16 protein-coding genes are annotated in these 17,758 nt (G+C 69.5%); 13 read left to right on the top strand and 3 right to left on the bottom strand.

The features are described 5' to 3' along the window. The first annotated feature begins 61 nt into the window (after positions 1-61). The 8 genes from AB0H43_RS35745 (at position 62) to AB0H43_RS35710 (ending at position 7,498) form a co-directional block, all read left to right on the top strand. The gene (locus AB0H43_RS35745) at positions 62-802 is read left to right on the top strand and encodes a C4-type zinc ribbon domain-containing protein (protein ID WP_360007096.1); all 741 of its coding nucleotides are present in this window, start codon (positions 62-64) and stop codon (positions 800-802) included. Next, complete coding sequence (locus tag AB0H43_RS35740) at positions 799-1,884, top strand: histidine phosphatase family protein (RefSeq protein ID WP_360007093.1); 1,086 nt, start codon at positions 799-801, stop codon at positions 1,882-1,884. The genes AB0H43_RS35745 and AB0H43_RS35740 overlap by 4 nt, the downstream gene beginning before the upstream one ends. Before the next feature lie 13 nt (positions 1,885-1,897). Beyond that, on the top strand, positions 1,898-3,763 hold the full coding sequence (locus tag AB0H43_RS35735; RefSeq protein WP_360007090.1) for a DUF2142 domain-containing protein: 1,866 nt from the start codon (positions 1,898-1,900) through the stop codon (positions 3,761-3,763). Positions 3,764-3,878: 115 nt separating this feature from the next. Beyond that, on the top strand, positions 3,879-4,124 hold the full coding sequence (locus AB0H43_RS35730; RefSeq protein WP_360007087.1) for a DUF3311 domain-containing protein: 246 nt from the start codon (positions 3,879-3,881) through the stop codon (positions 4,122-4,124). Further along, positions 4,124-5,752 carry a monocarboxylate uptake permease MctP gene (gene mctP / locus AB0H43_RS35725; RefSeq protein WP_360007084.1) on the top strand — a complete coding sequence of 543 codons (1,629 nt, stop codon included), beginning with the start codon at positions 4,124-4,126 and terminating at the stop codon, positions 5,750-5,752. Before AB0H43_RS35730 ends, mctP begins: the two co-directional genes overlap by 1 nt. 167 nt (positions 5,753-5,919) lie before the next feature. Further along, positions 5,920-6,495 carry a nucleotidyltransferase gene (locus tag AB0H43_RS35720; protein WP_360007081.1) on the top strand — a complete coding sequence of 192 codons (576 nt, stop codon included), beginning with the start codon at positions 5,920-5,922 and terminating at the stop codon, positions 6,493-6,495. Further along, a complete protein-coding gene (locus AB0H43_RS35715) occupies positions 6,495-6,773 on the top strand; it encodes a hypothetical protein (RefSeq protein ID WP_360007078.1) in 279 nt (92 codons plus the stop codon). The genes AB0H43_RS35720 and AB0H43_RS35715 overlap by 1 nt, the downstream gene beginning before the upstream one ends. Further along, positions 6,773-7,498, top strand: a complete 726-nt coding sequence (locus tag AB0H43_RS35710; protein WP_360007076.1) for a metallophosphoesterase — start codon at positions 6,773-6,775, stop codon at positions 7,496-7,498. The genes AB0H43_RS35715 and AB0H43_RS35710 overlap by 1 nt, the downstream gene beginning before the upstream one ends. A gap of 77 nt (positions 7,499-7,575) precedes the next feature. Here AB0H43_RS35710 and AB0H43_RS35705 read toward each other — a convergent pair whose 3' ends face one another. After that, positions 7,576-8,646 (bottom strand): glycosyltransferase family 4 protein, encoded by a 1,071-nt coding sequence (locus AB0H43_RS35705; protein WP_360007074.1) that lies wholly within the window; start codon positions 8,644-8,646, stop codon positions 7,576-7,578. A gap of 265 nt (positions 8,647-8,911) precedes the next feature. On the opposite strand from AB0H43_RS35705, the gene AB0H43_RS35700 reads away from it, so the two are divergent. Next, complete coding sequence (locus AB0H43_RS35700; RefSeq protein WP_360007072.1) at positions 8,912-9,301, top strand: heavy metal-binding domain-containing protein; 390 nt, start codon at positions 8,912-8,914, stop codon at positions 9,299-9,301. A 28-nt stretch (positions 9,302-9,329) separates the two neighbouring features. Beyond that, on the top strand, positions 9,330-9,656 hold the full coding sequence (locus tag AB0H43_RS35695) for an STAS domain-containing protein (protein WP_360007069.1): 327 nt from the start codon (positions 9,330-9,332) through the stop codon (positions 9,654-9,656). A gap of 2 nt (positions 9,657-9,658) precedes the next feature. Here the strand turns inward: AB0H43_RS35695 and AB0H43_RS35690 are convergent, their stop codons facing one another. Continuing rightward, positions 9,659-11,764: a glycogen debranching N-terminal domain-containing protein gene (locus tag AB0H43_RS35690; protein WP_360007066.1), complete on the bottom strand. Its 2,106-nt coding sequence runs from the start codon at positions 11,762-11,764 to the stop codon at positions 9,659-9,661. Positions 11,765-11,860: 96 nt separating this feature from the next. Here AB0H43_RS35690 and AB0H43_RS35685 point away from each other — a divergent pair, with 96 nt between their 5' ends. Further along, positions 11,861-13,081 carry a glycosyltransferase gene (locus AB0H43_RS35685; RefSeq protein WP_360007154.1) on the top strand — a complete coding sequence of 407 codons (1,221 nt, stop codon included), beginning with the start codon at positions 11,861-11,863 and terminating at the stop codon, positions 13,079-13,081. 173 nt (positions 13,082-13,254) lie between these two features. Continuing rightward, a complete protein-coding gene (locus tag AB0H43_RS35680) occupies positions 13,255-14,082 on the top strand; it encodes a SigB/SigF/SigG family RNA polymerase sigma factor (RefSeq protein WP_360007065.1) in 828 nt (275 codons plus the stop codon). A gap of 4 nt (positions 14,083-14,086) precedes the next feature. On the opposite strand, the gene AB0H43_RS35675 is transcribed toward AB0H43_RS35680, so the two are convergent. Further along, on the bottom strand, positions 14,087-16,483 hold the full coding sequence (locus AB0H43_RS35675; protein ID WP_360007063.1) for a SpoIIE family protein phosphatase: 2,397 nt from the start codon (positions 16,481-16,483) through the stop codon (positions 14,087-14,089). Positions 16,484-16,619: 136 nt separating this feature from the next. Between AB0H43_RS35675 and AB0H43_RS35670 the strand changes: the two genes are divergently transcribed. Beyond that, positions 16,620-17,741 carry a sugar ABC transporter substrate-binding protein gene (locus tag AB0H43_RS35670; protein ID WP_360007061.1) on the top strand — a complete coding sequence of 374 codons (1,122 nt, stop codon included), beginning with the start codon at positions 16,620-16,622 and terminating at the stop codon, positions 17,739-17,741. Positions 17,742-17,758: the final 17 nt, after the last annotated feature.

Here is a 17,758-nt window from a genome sequence, read left to right as displayed (position 1 = left end):
AGTTCATGATCGGCGCACCAGAGCGGGACCAGCGCGACAAGCGGGCGAAGAGAGGGAACGTATGAAGGCCGACCCGGAAGACCAGCGCCGCCTGCTCGACCTGCAGGCCATCGACACGACCCTGGCCCAGCTCGCGCACCGGCGTAAGACGCTGCCGGAACTGGCCGAGCTGGACCGGCTGGCCCGGGAGATCTCGTCGTTGTCGGACGAGCGGGTGCGGGCGCAGGTGGACGTCGACGACCTCGATCGGGACATCAGCAAGCAGGAGCGCGAGGTCGACACCGTACGCCAGCGGCTGACCAAGGATCAGCAGCGGCTCGACGACGGCCGGCTGCCGGCCCGCGAACTGACCGCGATCGAGCATGAGATCACGGCGCTGAAGCGTCGCCAGTCGGATCTCGAGGACGTCGAGATCGAGCTGATGGAACGCCGGGAGCAGGCACAGAGCACGCTCGACGGCGTCGAGCAGCGGCTCGCCCAGGCCAGGCAGGACCGCGCGGCGACCGAGACGAAGCGGGACGAGGCGGTGGCTGAGATCGCCAAGGAGGCGGAGTGGAAGGCGGCGGCCCGCAAGCCGCTCGCCGCCGATCTTCCGGCCGATCTGGTCACGCTCTACGACAAGATCCGTGAGGTCTCCGGTGGTCTCGGCGCGGCCCTCGTCCAGCACGGCCGCTGCGGCGGCTGCCGGATCGAACTGGCCGGGGCGGACCGCGTACGGGTGAAGTCCGCTCCGCCGGACGAGGTGGTGCGCTGCGAGGAGTGCCGCCGGATCATGGTGCGGACCAGCGAGAGCGGGCTGTGAAGGTCATCGTCGAGGCCGACGGCGGGTCCCGGGGCAATCCCGGCCCGGCGGGCTACGGTGCGGTCGTCCGCGACGCGGGGACCGGAGCGGTGCTCGCGGAACGGTCGGCGTCGCTCGGGATCGCGACCAACAACGCGGCCGAGTACGCCGGGCTCATCGCGGGCCTGACGGCGGCGGCCGAGCTGGGTGCGACCGAGGTCGACGTCCGGATGGACAGCAAACTCGTCATCGAGCAGATGGCCGGACGCTGGCAGATCAAGCATCCCGGGCTGCGCCCGCTCGCGGCGCAGGCGGCCGACCTGGTCCGTGGCTTCGCGTCCGTCCGCTACCAGTGGATCCCGCGCGAACGCAACCAGCACGCCGACCGGCTCGCCAACCAGGCGATGGACGCCGCGACGCAGACCGAGCTCGCCGAGGCGGCGACCGAGCAGAGCTGGGAGCCGCGCGAGGATCCGCCGACCCGGCTCATCCTCGTCCGGCACGGCGAAACCCCGCTGACCGCCGAGAAGCGCTACAGCGGTCGCGGTGACGTGCCGCTCGCGCCGGTGGGCGAGGCACAGGCCCGGGCGGCCGCCGTCCGGCTCCAGGCGCTCGGCCCGCTCTCGGCCGTGGTCTCCTCGCCACTCCAGAGATGTACGCAGACCGCCGCGTACATCGCGGAGACGGCTGACGCGGAGATCCCGGTCGAGGTGATGCCGGACCTGATCGAAGTCGACTTCGGACAGTGGGAGGCGCTGACCTTCGCCGAGGCCCGGGAGCGGGATCCGGCGGCGATGCAGGCGTGGCTGAAGTCCACCGCTGTCGCCCCGCCGGGCGGGGAGTCCTTCCAGCGGGTCGCCCACCGGGTGCGCCGCGCCGTCGCCGAGGTACGCCAGAAGCACACTGGACAGACGGTGGCCGTCGTCTCGCACGTCTCGCCGATCAAGCTGATCCTCCGGGACGCGCTCGCGGCCGGGGACGCCTTCCTCTATCGGCTGTATCTGGATCCGGCCGGGATCAGCGTGGTGGACCTCTACCCGGACGGCGGCGTGGCAGTGCGTTCGGTGAACGAGACCGGTCACCTACCGCCCAGGGAGGCGTGATTCACTTCCCTGCGTGACAGGGGAGACCGTTGCGCCGCTTCGCCTTCGGGCCGTCCACGCCGCCCTGCTCCTCGGGGCGTACGCCGTGGTCACCTTGGAGCTGCTGAGTGCTTTCGACGCGCTGAACCGCTGGTCGATCGCGCTCGTGTGGCTGCTCTTCCTCGCCGGGTTCCTCGGCTGGTGGGTGCGCCGGGGCCGGCCTGTGATGCAGCCCGCGCGCCGGTGGTCCATGGCTCGCGCGTGGTGGTCTGCGGCACCCAGAGTGGAGCGTCTGCTCGTCGCGGTCATCGGCGGACTACTGCTGATCGAGTTGGTCATGGCGATTCTGGCCGAGCCGAACAACTTCGACTCGCAGACCTATCACCTGTCCCGGATCGAGCACTGGGTCGCCGACGGCAACCTGCAGGCGTACCCGACGGCGATCCAGCGACAGATCAGTCTCGCTCCGGGCGCAGAGTACCTGCTGGCCCATCTGCGTCTGCTGACCGGCGGGGACGCCCTCTACAACCTCGTGCAGTGGAGCGCCGGGGCGTTGTGCGTCTTCGCCGCGTCCCGGATCGCGGCTCAGTTCGGCGGCGGCCGTCGCGCTCAACTCCTGACCGCGTTCGTCGTCGCGACCACGCCGATGGTGACCCTCCAGGCGAGCAGTACGCAGGTCGACCTGATCGTCGCCGGCTGGGTCGTCTCGGTGGCGACGCTCGTGCTCGACGACGCCAACCGCAAGGCGACGCTGCGTACGGCGGCCTGGATCGGGCTGGGCTTCGGGCTGGCCGCCGTCACGAAGGCGACGGGTCTGCTGGGCGCCGCGCCGATGCTCGTCCTCTGGGGACTCGCCCAAATCCGCCTCGCCAAGGTACGTGGCCTCGCCCGCGTCGCCGGGACGTCGGTGGCCGTCCTCGCCGTCGCGGCCGTGCTCTGCGCTCCCTTCTACTACCGGAACTACCAGGAGTTCGGCAGCCCGCTCGGCTCGTCCCGGCTGACCGACTCCGTCCCGATGCAGCGGCACGACCCGGCGGCGATCCTGGTCAACGGGCTGCGCATCGGCCAGACCGCGTTGGATACGCCCATCCCACCGCTCAGCCACGCGGTCGCGTCGGCGATCGAGGGGATCTCCCGGGCCGTCGGCGTCGACCCGCAGGATCGGGACATCACGTTCGGGGTCACCCACTTCCCGGTCGTCGCCTGGTATCCCGACGAAGACCGGGTCTCGCTGCCCATTCAGGGCACGCTGGCGCTGCTCGGGCTGCTCTTCTGCGCGATCCGGCCCCGTCGCTTCACCGAATCCGCCGGGCTGCTCCGGGCGTATGTCTTAGTGGTCGCGTTCGCCGGGTTCCTCTATGTCGCGACCGTGAAATGGCAGCCCTGGGGCAATCGCCTGATCGTCTTCGCGCTGGTCCTGGCGGCGCCGCTCGCGGGCCTGTGGCTCGACAAGGCGCTGGCGCGGCGCTTTCCCGCGCGCTTCGTGGTCGTGACCGTCGTCGTGGCCGCGTTGTCCGCGACCCTGGCCGTGGGGTACGGCTTCCCGCGGCGTCTGGTCGGGAAGGGGTCGCTGTTCACGACGAGCCCGGTCGACACGCGATTCCTGCGCCGTCCGCAGTGGACCGGCGACTTCCTGTGGGCACGCGACCAGATCGAGGCGTCCGGAGCGCAGCGGATCGGGCTGGTCCAGCAGAACGACAACTGGGAATACCCGTGGTGGGTCCTACTGCCCGGACGCGAGTTCGTGGCGCTGCAGTCGGTGATCCCGAAGCGGCCGCCGGCCCGCCCGGCCGACGTCGACGCCATCGTCTGCACCGGTGACCTGACCGTCTGCCGCAAGATCGTCCCCAAGGACTGGACGCTCACCACACACGGTTACGTGGCGTACGCACACCGCTGACAACCGTTCGGCGCAGCGGGGTGACCGTTCGGCGCTCAGCGGCGTACGCGCGACTGTCGGCCCCTCTCAAGATCTGGTCTCCTTCGCGCGACCCGCGATTCCAAGGAGGCGCTCCATGGGTGAACCTGCCCAGCCCACCACCGATTCGGCAGGCGATCGCAGCGTCTGGAACTGGCTGCTGATCATCCCGATCGTGGTGCCGCTCATCCCCGCCCTGTTCAACGCGAAGGAGCCGGAACTACTCGGCTTTCCCCTTTTCTACTGGCTCCAGCTCGCCTTCATCGTGCTGGGCGTGACCACCACCACCGTCGTCTACCAGATGACCAAGCGTCGCGGCACCGTGTCTGGAGGTGACCGCTGATGTGGAAGAACATCCACGTAGTGGAGCTGGTCGTCTTCGCGGTGCTGTTCGTCGCGGTGAGCGCGATGGGTTTCGTCGCGGCCCGCTGGCGCCGCCCGGCCACCATGGAGCACCTCGACGAATGGGGTCTCGGCGGCCGTAACTTCGGCTCCTGGATCACCTGGTTCCTCATCGGCGGTGACCTATACACGGCGTACACCTTCGTCGCCGTCCCGGCCCTGGTCTTCGGCGCGGGCGCGCTGGGCTTCTACGCCGTGCCGTACACCATCGTCCTGTACCCGATCTTCTTCCTGATCCTGATCCGGCTCTGGTCGGTGTCGCACAAGCACCGGCTGGTCACCCCGGCCGACTTCGTCCGGGTGCGGTTCGGCTCGCCGACGCTGGCGCTGCTGGTCGCGATCACCGGCATCGTCGCCACCATGCCGTACATCGCGTTGCAGCTCGTCGGCATCGAGGCGGTGCTCAAGACGATCGGCCTCACCGGCGACTCCACGGTCGCCCGGCACCTGCCGATCATCATCGCGTTCGCCATCCTGGCGGCGTACACGTATCAGTCGGGTCTGCGGGCGCCGGCCCTGATAGCCTTCGTCAAGGACTCGCTGATCTACGTCGTGATCCTTGCGGCGATCTTCATCCTGCCGAGCAAGCTCGGCGGCTGGGACGGCATCTTCGCCGCCGCCGACGCGAAGTTCCAGGCTTCGGCCAACCCGGCCGACGGCATCCTGCTGAACGCCAACAATCAGCTGCAATACATCAGCCTCGCGTTGGGTTCGGCGTTGGCGCTGTTCCTCTACCCGCACTCGGTGACCGGGGTGCTGGCGTCGAAGAACCGCAACGTGATCAAGCGGAACATGTCGGCGCTGCCGGCGTACTCGCTGCTGCTCGGGCTGCTGGCGTTGCTCGGGTTCGCCGCGATCGCCGCCAAGGTGACGCCGCTGCCCGGGACGAAGACGCCGGACACGAACACGGTCGTGCCGCTGCTGTTCCAGGGCCAGTTCCCGGCCTGGTTCGCGGGCGTCGCGTTCGCCGCGATCGGGATCGGCGCGCTCGTCCCGGCCGCCATCATGTCGATCGCCGCGGCGAACCTGTTCACCCGCAACATCTACAAGGAGTACCTCAACAAGGAGGCCACGCCCGCGCAGGAGGCGAAGGTCAGCAAGATCACCTCGCTGGTGGTCAAGGTCGGCGCACTGCTCTGCATCGTCCTGCTGGACCCGCAGTTCTCCATCGACCTTCAGCTCATCGGCGGCGTGATCATCCTGCAGACCCTGCCGTCCGTCGCGATCGGACTGTTCACCCGGTGGTTCCACAAGGGAGCTTTGATCGCGGGCTGGGTTGCCGGAATGGCGTTCGGCATGTGGATGTTGTACAACGTCAGCAACGCCACTAGGGACCACTTCGCCGGATCGAACTTCCCGTTGTCGAAGCTCGGCTTCGACACGAAGATGACGATCTACGCGGGGCTCGTCGCGGTCGCGGTGAACCTCCTGGTGGCGGCGCTCGGCACGGTTCTGCTACGGGCGTTCAAGGTGGCCGACGGAACGGACGGCACGGCCAGGCCGGACTACTTCGTCGACGAGGACGAGCCGCAGGGCTCGGTCACGCCGACCGAGGCGGCCGTGGCCTGACCTGCCGCTGAAGACTCGACCTGGGGAGGTCGATCAGGGGCCGGTGCTCTTCGGGGCGCCGGCCCCTTCGCTCGCGCAGCGGCGCTCACCGGCGCTCACGGGTGCTGGTCGGCGGTCGCTGGTGCTGCCGCGTGTACCCCGCCCGTGATCAGGGTATGCCAGCCGATGTGACCAGAGCCGAAGACGAGGTGCTGATCGAGGCCCTGAAAGTGGCGGCGAGCGTGCTCAAGAGCGCGGAGATCCCGTTCGTGCTGGCCGGGGGGTACGCCGTCTACGCACACGGTGGCGCGTCCAGCGACCATGACGTCGATTTCCTGATCAAGGCGGAGGACGTCGACCGGTCCCTGGAGGCGATGACGGCCGCCGGTCTGAAGACCCACCGTCCCCCGGAGGACTGGCTGGTCAAGGCGTACCACGAGGGCACTCTGGTGGACCTGATCCACCGTCCGGTCGACCGCGAGGTCGACGACGACACCCTCGCCGACTCGACCGTGATGAAGGTCGCCGCGCTCAGCATGCCGGTGCTCTCGCCGACCACGCTGATGGTGCACAAGCTGCTGACCTTCAACGAGCACTACTGCGACTACTCCAAAGGGCTGCCGCTGGCCCGCTCGCTGCGCGAGCGGATCGACTGGAGCCGCGTACGCCGGGAGACCAAGGAATCTCCCTACGCGGCGGCCTTCATCCGCCTGGCGGAGCTGCTGGAGATCACCCCGCCGCAGTTGGAGACGGGAGACGCCTGATGAAGGACGAATATCTGCTGGCCCAGGTGCAACGCCTGCTCGCCGAGGACGGTGGCGAGCTGGGCATCGACGCCGTCCGCCGGGACGACGTGCTCGTGCTGCGGGGCGAGGTGGAAAGCGAGGAGCGGTGCCGCGAGGCCGAGCTGCGGATCGCCGAGGCCTTTCCGGAGCTGACCATCCGCAACGAGCTGACCGTGCCGCGGGTGCACAAGCCGCAGGAGTCGGAGGAACTGACCGGCCGCCCGGTCGCGGGCGCGACCAGTGAGGATCGGCACTGATGGGACGCGTACGAGTTGGAGCGGTCGGTGACGTACACATCGACAAGGACGTCGTCGGCCGGTTCCGGCCGGCGTTGGACGATGTGGCCGAGCATGCCGACGTCCTGCTGCTCGCGGGCGACCTGACCCGGCACGGTACGCCGGAGGAGGCCGAGTGCGTGGCCCAGGAGTTTGGCGGGCTGGACGTTCCGGTGGTGGCGGTCCTGGGCAACCACGACTACCACAGCGACCGGGTCACTGATGTCACCGGGATTCTGCAGGCCGCCGGGCTGACCGTGCTGGAGGGGGAGGCGACCGTCGTCGACACCCAGAACGGACGGCTGGGCGTCGCCGGGGCCAAGGGCTTCGGCGGCGGCTTCGCCGGTCGGTGCGCGACGGCGTTCGGCGAACCGGAGATGAAGGACTTCGTACGGCATACGGAGTTCAGTGCCAGCTTGCTCACGAAGGCGCTGGAGTCGCTTGAATGCGACGTACGCGTAGCGCTGACGCACTATTCACCCGTGCCGGACACGCTGCAGGGCGAACCGCTGGAGATCTACCCGTTCCTCGGCTCCTACCTGCTGGCGGAGGCGATCGACGCGGTGCCGACTCAGCTGGCCGTTCACGGGCACGCCCACGCCGGCGTGGAACGCGGAGTGACCCCGGGCGGCGTACGCGTGCGGAACGTGGCCCACCCGGTCATCCGGCAGGCGTACAGCGTGTTCACGATCGACCAGACCTGCTGAGTTCACCGGACAACCACAGCGACACAGAACGCGGCCCGCGGTGTGCACCTCCGCGGGCCGCGTGCATCAAGGGAACGTCAGACGAGGGCGAGCCGGTTGGCCGACTCCACCGCCTGCTGGTACACCTGCGCGTACCCGCGGGCCATCGCCTTGGCGCTGAACATCTCCGACACCCGGCGGCGGCAGGCGGCCGGGTCGATCCGGGTCACGTCGTGCAACGCCTCGGGCAGTTCGTCCGGGTCCTCGCAGATGAGGCCGGTGACCCCGTGCTCCACGACTTCGGGAACCGACCCGGAGCGGAGCGCGACGACTGGCGTGCCGCAGACCATGGACTCGATCATCACCATGCCGAACGGCTCCTGCCAGGTGATGGGGAACAGCAGGCAACGGGCGTTGACCAGCAGTTCCCGCTTCTGTGCGGCGTCGGCGACGCCCATGGCGACGTCGTCCGGGCCCAGCATCGGCTCGATGACCTCCTCGAAGTACTCCTTCTCGACGGCCTCCATCTTCTTGCCCGCCATGATGAGCGGCAGGCCGGCCCGGTGCGCGGCCTCGATCGCGAGGTGCGCGCCCTTGGTCGGGTGATAGCGGCCGAGGAAGAGCGCGTAGTCCTGTTTGCGCTCGGAGTACGGCCAGTCGTTCGGGCGTAGTCCGTTGTAGACCGTGCCGACCCAGTTCAGCTCGGGCGCGAGCCGCCGTTGCTGACCGCTGATGGAGATCAGCCCCACGTCGGTGCCCAGTGCCCGGTAGAACCGGCGGTTCTGCTCGTGGGCCGGACCGTGCACCGTGGTCAGCGCCGGTACGCCGAGGTCGGCGTAGATCGCCCCGTTGAGCGGGCCCGAGAAGGTGTGGTCATGCACCACGTCGACCGCCCGGCGGGCGATCAGTTTCTGCACGGCCCGGCGGGTCATCAGCGCGATCTCCACCTCGACCGCCGAATCCCCGAGCCGGTCGCCGAGCGTGCCCGGCCAGACGGGGATCAGTTCCCCGAGTGTGCCGTTCCGCCCCGCGCCGACCAGTGTCACCTTGTGTCCGGCGGCCATCAGGCCGTCCGTCAGATCGGCCACGACCGCCTCGATCCCGCCGTATCCGGCGGGCGGTAGATCGAAATAGGGCGGCGCGACCATCACTATGCTGAGCGATTCCACGACGGCGTCCATACCCAGGTAAAACGCCGGTATGCAAATTGCCCCTATTGCGAATTGGACCCATGTCTGTCACGGCGTGTCGCGCTGGAAACGCCGAACGACGGTCACCCGAACGGGGTGGCACGCGTAGCGGGGGCGTCACTCACTCGGGCGGTTTGCGTCAGCCGCCGGTGGGTATTGGCCGTTTTTCCCTAGAGCGGTGCTTTTCCGCAGTTCGTAAGCGTCCCCGGGGCGATGGGCAGGTTTGGCGATGGAAGTGGCTGGGATGCGATCCGGGATCGTCGTCGTGACGACCGAGTGGATCGCCGGATACGAGGTCGAGACGATTCTGGGCGCCGTCGTCGGGGTATCCCCGCATTCGATCAGCCCGTACCTGGAAGGCATGCGATCGCTGGCGGATGGGCAAGGGGTCTCCAACACCGAACGTATGGACCTCATGCGGCGATGCCGGGAGGAGGCGATCGAGATGATGGCGTACCACGCCCGCCAGATCGGGGCGAACGCCGTGATCGCGATGCGGATGGACCACCGGCAGGTCACCGAGGTCTGGAACGAGATCTGCGCATACGGCACTGCGGTTCGTGCGGTTCCGGCGGTTCCGGCTCCCGCTTCCCGGCGCAAGCGGGTAAGTTCGGTCGAGACTATGCGCCTCTAGAAGAAACGGATGTGCGCCGATTGCGGCGATGCGTATGGATGACCTGGATTTCGCGGTAGAACGAAAGTCGGAACCGGACGCCACCGCGGTGATCGTCCGGGGTGACGTCGACCTGACCACCGTCGCCCAACTGGCCGACGAACTGCACTCGGCGACCGAGGAACGACGCGATGTCGTCATCGACCTGGCCGGCGTCACGTTCATCGACTCCACCGGCGTACGCGCGCTCGTCGAGGCGTACCGGTCGGCCCGGCAAGCCGGACTGCAGCTGTCGGTCCGGGGCGCGCGGCACTGGGTGGCCCGGGTGCTGGAGGTCACCGGAGTCGCGACGATGCTGTCACCGCAGACGCGCTGACCTCACGACCGGACCACCGTCCACTCGCGAGGCAGTCCGCTGATGTGCGCTCCGCTCGCCGAAGCGCCCACTCGTAGGTTGTAGTCGCCGAGGCGCAACCGCCCCAGGCTGACCCGGCCCCAAGACGGCGGCAACGCCGGGGCCAGGCGCAGCCGCCGATTCGGCACGTCCGGGTCCAGGCCGAGGAACGAGCGCACCAGCAGCAGGGGAGCCGCACTCGCCCACGCCTGCGGCGAGCACGAGGTCGGGTAGGGGATCGGCGGGCTGAAGGCGTCGGCGGAGAACCCGCAGAACAACTCCGGCAGCCGTCCGCCGAACGCCTGGCCAGCCCGGACGAGGCCGTCGGCGAGCCGGTGGGCGAGCGTGACGGCGCCCGGGATGTGGGCGTACCGCATGAGGCCGGCGACCGCGATCGCGGTGTCGTGCGGCCAGATCGAGCCGTTGTGATAGCTCATCGGGTTGTACGCCCCCATGCGCTCCGACAGCGTCCGCAGCCCGAAACCGGAGTCCAGCTCGGCCAGGCCGGACACGATGCGTTCGGCGTGCTCGTCCGGCACGATGCCGCTCCACAGGCAGTGCGCCGGGTTGCTGGTGATCGAGTCGACCGGGCGTTTGTGCCCGTCCAGGGCGATCGCGTAGAACCCGTCCTCGGGCAGCCAGAACCGCTCGGTGAACAGCTGCTGCAGCTTCTCCGCCTTGGCTCGGCAGGCCGACGCGGTGGCCCGTTCGCCGACCGCCTCGGCCAGCTCGGCTCGTGCCAGCCACGCCGCGTATGCGTACCCCTGCGCTTCCGCGAGCGCGATCGGCGGCTCGGCGAGCCGGCCGGTGGCGTCGTTGATGCCGTCCCAGCTGTCCTTCCAGCCCTGGTTCTCCAGGCCGCGATCGGTGGCGCGCTGATATTCGAGGAAGCCGTCGCCGTCCCGGTCGCCGTGCCGCTCCATCCAGGACAGTGCCGCGTCGGCCGCCGGGAGCAGCGCGCGGACCGTGCTCTCCGCGGCGCCCCACCGCCAAACCTCGCCCAGCAGCGCGACGAACAGCGGCGTCGCGTCGACCGTGCCGTAGTAGTTCATGCCGCCGAGCGTCTCGACGTTCTGCGGCCCGAGTCGCATCTCGTGCAGGATGCGCCCGGGCTGCTCCTCGGTGCGCGGATCATGTTGGGTGCCCTGGAGGGCGGCGAGCGTCTGCAGCGTGCCGACCGCCAGGGTCGGGTCGAGCGGCAGGGTCATCCAGCTGGTCAGCAGGCTGTCGCGGCCGAACAGGGTCATGAACCAGGGTGCTCCGGCGGCCACGTAGATCCGTTGCGGCTCGTCCTGGTCGATCATGCGCAGCGCTTCCAGGTCATGCACCGTCCGCCGGAGGATCCGAGCCAGCCCCGGATGATCGACTCGCAGCTCGGTGGCGCGGTCGCGCCAGCCCGGCTCGTCCTGCTCGGCCGGCAGGTCGCGAAAGCGCGGCTCGATCCGGCAGTTCGCCACCACCGGCTGCGCGATCAGCTCCACCGTCCAGCTCTCCCGCGGCGGGATCACCACCTGCCACACCAGGCCCGCGGCGCTCACCGTCGGCTCGCCGGCCGCGTGCACCAACAGGCCGCGCGACCCGTCCTCCCGGCTGAAGAACAGCTCCATGCCAGATCTAGTCGTACGCGGAGAGGGCGCGCCGGGGCGACCTTCCTTGACGGCGAACAGGTCGGCGAAGTCGGTGTCCACCTGCAGCTCGACGCCGACGGCGGTGGCCTCCCGCGCGACGTTGGTCAGGGTGATCACCTCACGCATCCCCCGGCCGAGCCAGCGCTGGCGATCCACCAACATGGTGCTGTCGTGCTTGCCCGGCACGGCGGGACGGCGGCCGATGAACCGGGCGGTGAAGGCGTCGCTGTCGACCACCGACAACGGCTGCGGAGCCTGCCCGTCGAGCCGCAATAGCCACCTCGACAAGATCCGGGCGTCGCGGAAGTAGAGCCCTTGCAGGCCGTTGCCGACGATGTCGCCGGTCGCTTCGCTGATGCAGAACGTGGTCCCCTCAACCAAGGTCACGACTCCGCGTACGCCGCTGAGCACGGGCGGTTCGGATGCGTCGAACGGGTCCGGAGCTGCCAGGCCTTCGGTCACAGATCCGGGCGTACCCGGGCGTGTCGGGGTTTATGCCCCGAGGACCGGGGTACGCCGCCGAACATGCCGATCTCGACCCGATCGGGGCCGCGTGCCTTGCGCGTTGCCCTGGTCTCGGAGCACGCGAGCCCGCTCGCCCAGCTCGGCGGGGTGGACGCCGGCGGGCAGAACATCCATGTCGCCGCGCTGGCCACCGCGCTGGCGCGCCGGGGCCACGAGGTCGAGGTCTTCACCCGCCGGGATGATCCGGAGCCGCCGGAGACGGTGGAGGCCGGCGGGTTCCGGGTGGTACACGTCCCGGCCGGACCGCCGCATCCGGTGCCCCGCGACGATCTTCTGCCGTACATGACCGAGTTCGGCGAATGGTTGGCCGCGCGCTGGACCGGCGCCCCACCGGACGTCGTGCACTCGCACTACTGGATGAGCGGAGTGGCCGCCATGCGAGCCGGGGCGGGCGCTCCCGAAGAAGGCCGGCTCCCGCTGGTCACCACGTTTCACGCGCTGGGCACCGTCAAGCGGCGGCTGCCGGGGCTGGCCGACACCAGCCCGGTCGAACGCGAGGAGCTGGAGCCCCTGGTCGCCCACCGCGCCGACCGGGTCATCGCCCAGTCCGCTGACGAGGTCGGTGAGCTGCTGAAGATCGGCCTCGGGCGGGGGCAGATCGCGGTCGTCCCCTCGGGCGTCGATCTCGACCGGTTCCGGCCCGGCCCCGGCGGCCCCCGGCTGCGGTCACCGGAGGAAACGCCCCGAATCCTGTCGGTCGGGCGGATGGTCCCCCGAAAGGGCTTTCTCGACCTGATCAAGGCGCTTCGCCGGGTTCCGGGGGCGTACCTGACGATCGCGGGCGGACCGCCGAAGGAACGGCTGCGGGAGGACGCCGTCGCGCGGCGGCTCGTCGAGACGGCCGAGGGGCTCGGCGTGGCGGACCGGGTCGAGCTGCTCGGCGGCGTACCCAACGATCGGATGCCGGAGCTGTATCGGTCGCACGATCTGCTCGCCTGCACACCGGCGTACGAGACCTTCGGGATGACTCCGCTGGAGGCGATGGCTTGCGGCACACCGGTTGTGGCGTACGCCGTCGGCGGGCTCGCGGACTCGGTGGCGCACGGCGTGTCCGGGCTGCTGGTGGCGCCCGGCGACGTCGACGGCCTGGCCAAGGCCATCCGCGAGCTGCTGACCGTCGAGCCCCGGCGGTACGCGTACGCGGTGGCCGGGATGAGTCAGGCACAGGCCCGCTATCCCTGGCCGAGGGTAGCCGAACAGGTGGAGGCGGTATACCGATCGGTGATCGCCCGTCAGCTGGTCAGCTTGCGCTGACAGCTGAGGGGACTAGACTGTGGTCGCGTCAAAACGCCTGACGCGACAGCGGCGCGGTGAGCCGTGGCGCTGTGCGGCACTCAAGCAGTCGGGTGCCACCGTTTCTGGACACCGAAGGTGCCACCGGGAGGCCAAGGGCTTTTCGCGTGGGACCGGCGCAGGTGACAGCAGTCATGTCCATGACCCAGGAGAAGGTCAGGTTCCAGCACAGCACGCACAACTCCGAGTCGACGGTGGCCTCGGGCGACTTCGAGGAGATGACCTCGGACGCCTTGGCTCGGATGCAGAAACTCGACGCCGACGACCCTGAGCGGGCGCGACTTCGCGAGTCGGTTATCGAGGCGTGCGTTCCCCTCGCGCGGCGCATCGCGCTGCGCTTCGGCAACCGCGGTGAGGAGATGGACGACCTGACACAGGTCGCCCTGGTCGCCGCGATCAAGGCCGTCGATCGGTACGACACCGATCGCGGTGAGTCGTTCCTGCACTACGTCGTGCCCACCATGGTGGGTGAGCTGAAGCGGCACTTCCGTGACCGGGGTTGGATGATCCGGGTGCGCCGTCAGCTCCAGGAGCTGCACATGGAGATCAGCCGCACGATTCCGACGCTGAGCCAGTCTCTGCGCCGGGTGCCGACCGTGGCCGATCTCGCCGAACACCTGAAACTGAGCACCGATCAGGTGAGCGCCGGTCTCGAGTGCGCGCGGGCCTACCGTGCCTACTCGCTCAACGCGCCGGTGCGGGGAGCGGACGTCGACGTCGAACTCGGCGACCTCGTCGGGGGAGTCGACAACGAGCTGGAACTCGTTCCGGAGCGCCAGGCTCTCTGGCAGGCGGTCTCCGCACTGCCGGCCCGGGAGCAGAAGATCCTGGTGCTGCGGTACTTCGGAAACATGACCCAAGCGGAGATCGCCAAGATCGTCGGCGTCTCCCAGATGCATGTCTCCCGGTTGCTCACCCAGTCGCTCAACCGGCTGAAGAACGTCCTGCTCGAAGACGCGTGACGCGTCAGCTCTCCGCGTAGGACAGAGCAACGAGGCATGCCTCGTCGGTGCGAGCCGGAGTCGGCACAGTCAACGCCGACTCCGGCTCGCCCGCGCGTACGCCCCGGCCGAGCTTGTTGCTGAGGTTCTTCAACGGGTCCCGAGCCCGCCGGTCCAGCACGCCGTCGGTATAGAACACCAAGGTGTCGCCCGGCTCCAGCTGGGCGGTGTTGCTGCTGAACACCGCCTCGGGCAGCAGGCCCAACGCCGGGCCCTCCGGCGACTTCAGCGGCGTCGCGGTGGCGGTGCGGCGGCGTACCAGGATCGGGGGCAGGTGACCGGCCTGCGCCCAGGTCGCGATCTTCGTCTCGTGATCCACCCGGGCCAACGCGAGGCTGGCCAGCGGCGGATCGGGCAACCGGTGCAGCTCGGTGTTGAGCACGGCCAGGATCGCCTCCGGCGCCAGCCCGGCGATGCCCAGTGCGACGACCGGCGACATCAGCCGTGCCACAGCGGAAGCGGCGGTCAGCCCCGAGCCGAACATGTCGCCGACCACCAGCAGCAGGTCGCCGTTCGGCAGCAGTTGGGCGTCGCAGAAGTCTCCCCGAAGGGGCGCGGTGCGATCGGTGGCGAAGTGCCGCCCCACGACCCGTAGCGGGCCGCTGCTGTGGTCGAAGGAACGGGCCGGATACAGCAGGTCCATCAGTGCTCTGGTGAGCTCGTGCTCGGCCGCGAGGCGTACCCGCTGGGCCGAGGCCTGGGCCTGCGTGCGCCGCAGCTGCTCGTCCAGCTGGAGTTGCTCGGAGATGTCCTGGACCAGAAGCCGCACCGTGCCGCGCGGATCGGTCTCCTCGGGCCGTGGGCCCTCACCGGCGGCGAACGCGCGCAACCGGACCAGCTCCTCGCCGCCCCGCCGCAGATCGATGTCCACTGTGGCCTGACCGCCGTGCGCCGCGCGGCGCAGGGCCTCGGTCAGGATCGGCCGGGACTCCGGCTCGGCCAGTTCGACCAGGGCGGTACGCGACAACGGCCCCCGACGCGGCGACACTCCGAGCAGCCGATACATGCCCGGCGACCACCACATGCGCTTGCCGATCGGATCCCACTCGCACCAGCCGAAGCGGCCGAGCTGCTCCATCTGGCTGGTCTGCTCCTCGAGCCGGGTGACCTCGTCGACGCGGCGCCACGAGGCGATGACCGCCCCGGCGATCGGCGTGGCCCGGCGGGCCTTCACCACGCGCTGCCAGCGGCCGGCGACCCGAGCGTCCTCCGGCTCGGGTGCCCGCTCCCACGTCGTCCCCTCGGCCAAGGTCCGCACATAGGCGTCGAAGACGCCGTTGGTCAGCAACTGCGGGTACGCGTCGAGCAGCCGGCGGCCGAGCGCGTCGGGCTCGTCGGCCTGGGCGAGCGAGCTCATCGCCGCGACGTAGAAGTCGATCACGACTCCGGCGGCGTCCCGGATGGGGGTGAGCAGCTGGGTCATGCCGGAGGTGCCTTCGATGACCCGCTGGATCCAGCCGAGGTCGCCGGTGAGCGAGGCGGCGGTTCCCGCGATCGCCTGAGCCCACACTCGGCCGACCGCCCGGCCCGACTCCTGGGCCAGGCGATCGAGGTAGCTGCGGTCGAGCGCGGAGAACTCGCGCGGCTGCGCCCACGAGATCAGCAGTACGCCGGTCACCCGCGACTCGATGGCGATCGGGTAGCCCACCATCGCCGGACCCGGCCCGACCAGGGCGAGATCGGTCTCGGCCTGCCCGTCGAAGAGCACCGGATGCGCGTGCCGGACGACTTCGCTCATCGGTGTCGCGATCAGCGCCGGGATCCGGCGAGCCTCGCTGATCTGTTGAGACGTCCACCCTTCGGCGCCGATCAGGCGCAGCGACCCGTTCGGTTCGGCTGCGAACACCGCGACACCGCTCGGTGGGGGATCGCCCGCGTTGGCGAGGACCGCCGAGGTCAGGCCGGTGACGTCGTCGGCCGCGGTGAACGCGGCGACCGCCCGGCGCAGCCGCCGTTTCGCGGCGTCGGGCCAGGGCGGCGGCGTCGTCGGGGCCAGTCCGGCCATCACGGTGAGCGGGCGTGGTTCCGGCGTGATGGACAGCGCCTCGGTGCGGCGTGGGGTCGGCGGGGCGGCCGACGGAGTCACCGGCTCGGCCGGGATGGGGGCGGTGGCGGGGCGATCCGGTGGGGCGATCCCGTTGACGACGTCGGCGGCGACGTCGACCAGCGGCGTGTTGGTGTCCTGCGAGCGTCGGGAGAGCTGGGCGTACGCCGTCTCCGGGTCGCAGCCCTGGCGTTCGGCGAGGATGCCCTTCGCCTGCTCGATCAGGGCGCGCGTACGCATGGCCCGGCGCAGCCCGGCGACCTCCTGTTCGAGTCGCTGGACGCGGACCGGCCAGTTCTCGGCCGTGCTCTCCACCACCGGGCGATCATATGGCGGACCGCCGTCGGCCGCCCGTCGTCGGGCGTACGCGTGCTCCCCGTCTCGCCGAGCTACCCGGGTGAGCAAATGGGGCGAAACCGCCTTTTATCAGGGTGAAAGTGGTTAGCTAACCACTATGATGCGAGGACAGTGGCGCCGCCTGGTGGCCGCGAGCGGATTGGCGCTCGTGCTGGCCGCGACGGCCTGTAGCAACTCGAATGACAACAACAATGGCGGCAGCTCCACCGGTGGCGGCGAGAGCACCGACAACGGCTTCAAGGTCGGCATTCTTCTGCCGGAGTCCAAGACGACCCGGTACGAGACGTTCGACAAGCCGTACATGGAGGCGAAGATCAAGGAACTCTGCCCCAAGTGCGAGATCCTTTATCAGAACGCCGACCAGGACAGCACCAAGCAGCAGTCGCAGGCCGAGGCCATGCTGACGCAGGGTGCGAAGGTGCTCATCCTCGACCCGGTCGACGCCTCGGCCGCGGCGACCATCGTGAACAGCGCCAAGGGCCAGAACGTGCCAGTGGTCTCCTACGACCGGCTGGCCAAGGGCCCGATCACGTACTACGTCTCGTTCGACAACAAGAAGGTCGGGCAGCTCCAGGGGCAGGCCCTGCTGGACGCGCTCAAGGCCGGCGGTGATCCGAAGCGGGCCGACATCGTGATGATCAACGGCTCGCCGACCGACCCGAACGCGGCCGACTTCAAGGCCGGCGCCCACTCGGTCCTCGACGGCCAGGTGAACATCGGCAAGGAGTTCGACACGCCGGACTGGTCGCCGGACAAGGCCCAGCAGGAAATGGAGCAGGCGATCACCGCCCTGGGCAAGGACAAGATCATCGGCGTGTACGCCGCCAACGACGGCACCGCCGGCGGCGCGATCGCGGCGATGAAGGGCGGCGGCTTCACCTCGCCGTTCCCGCCGGTCACCGGGCAGGACGCCGAACTGGCCGCGATCCAGCGGATCGTCGCCGGTGAGCAGTACATGACCATCTACAAGGCGATCAAGCCCGAGGCCGAGATCGCGGCGACGATGGCCATCGACGCCGCCACCGGGCAGACCTACTCGGGCGAGCCGACCACCACCGTCAACAACGGCACCGTCGACGTCACCTCGGTGCTGCTGACCCCGGTCGTGGTCAAGAAGGACACCATCATGGACACGGTGGTCAAGGACGGCTTCTACAAGGTCGACCAGATCTGCACCTCGCAGTTCGCCTCGGCCTGCCAGGCGGCTGGTATCAAGTGACCGCCACGGACTCTCCG

Origin of the sequence: Hamadaea sp. NPDC050747 (assembly GCF_040654195.1) — a bacterium.
GTDB lineage: Bacteria > Actinomycetota > Actinomycetes > Mycobacteriales > Micromonosporaceae > Hamadaea.
This window is presented reverse-complemented; position numbering and strand designations above follow the sequence as displayed.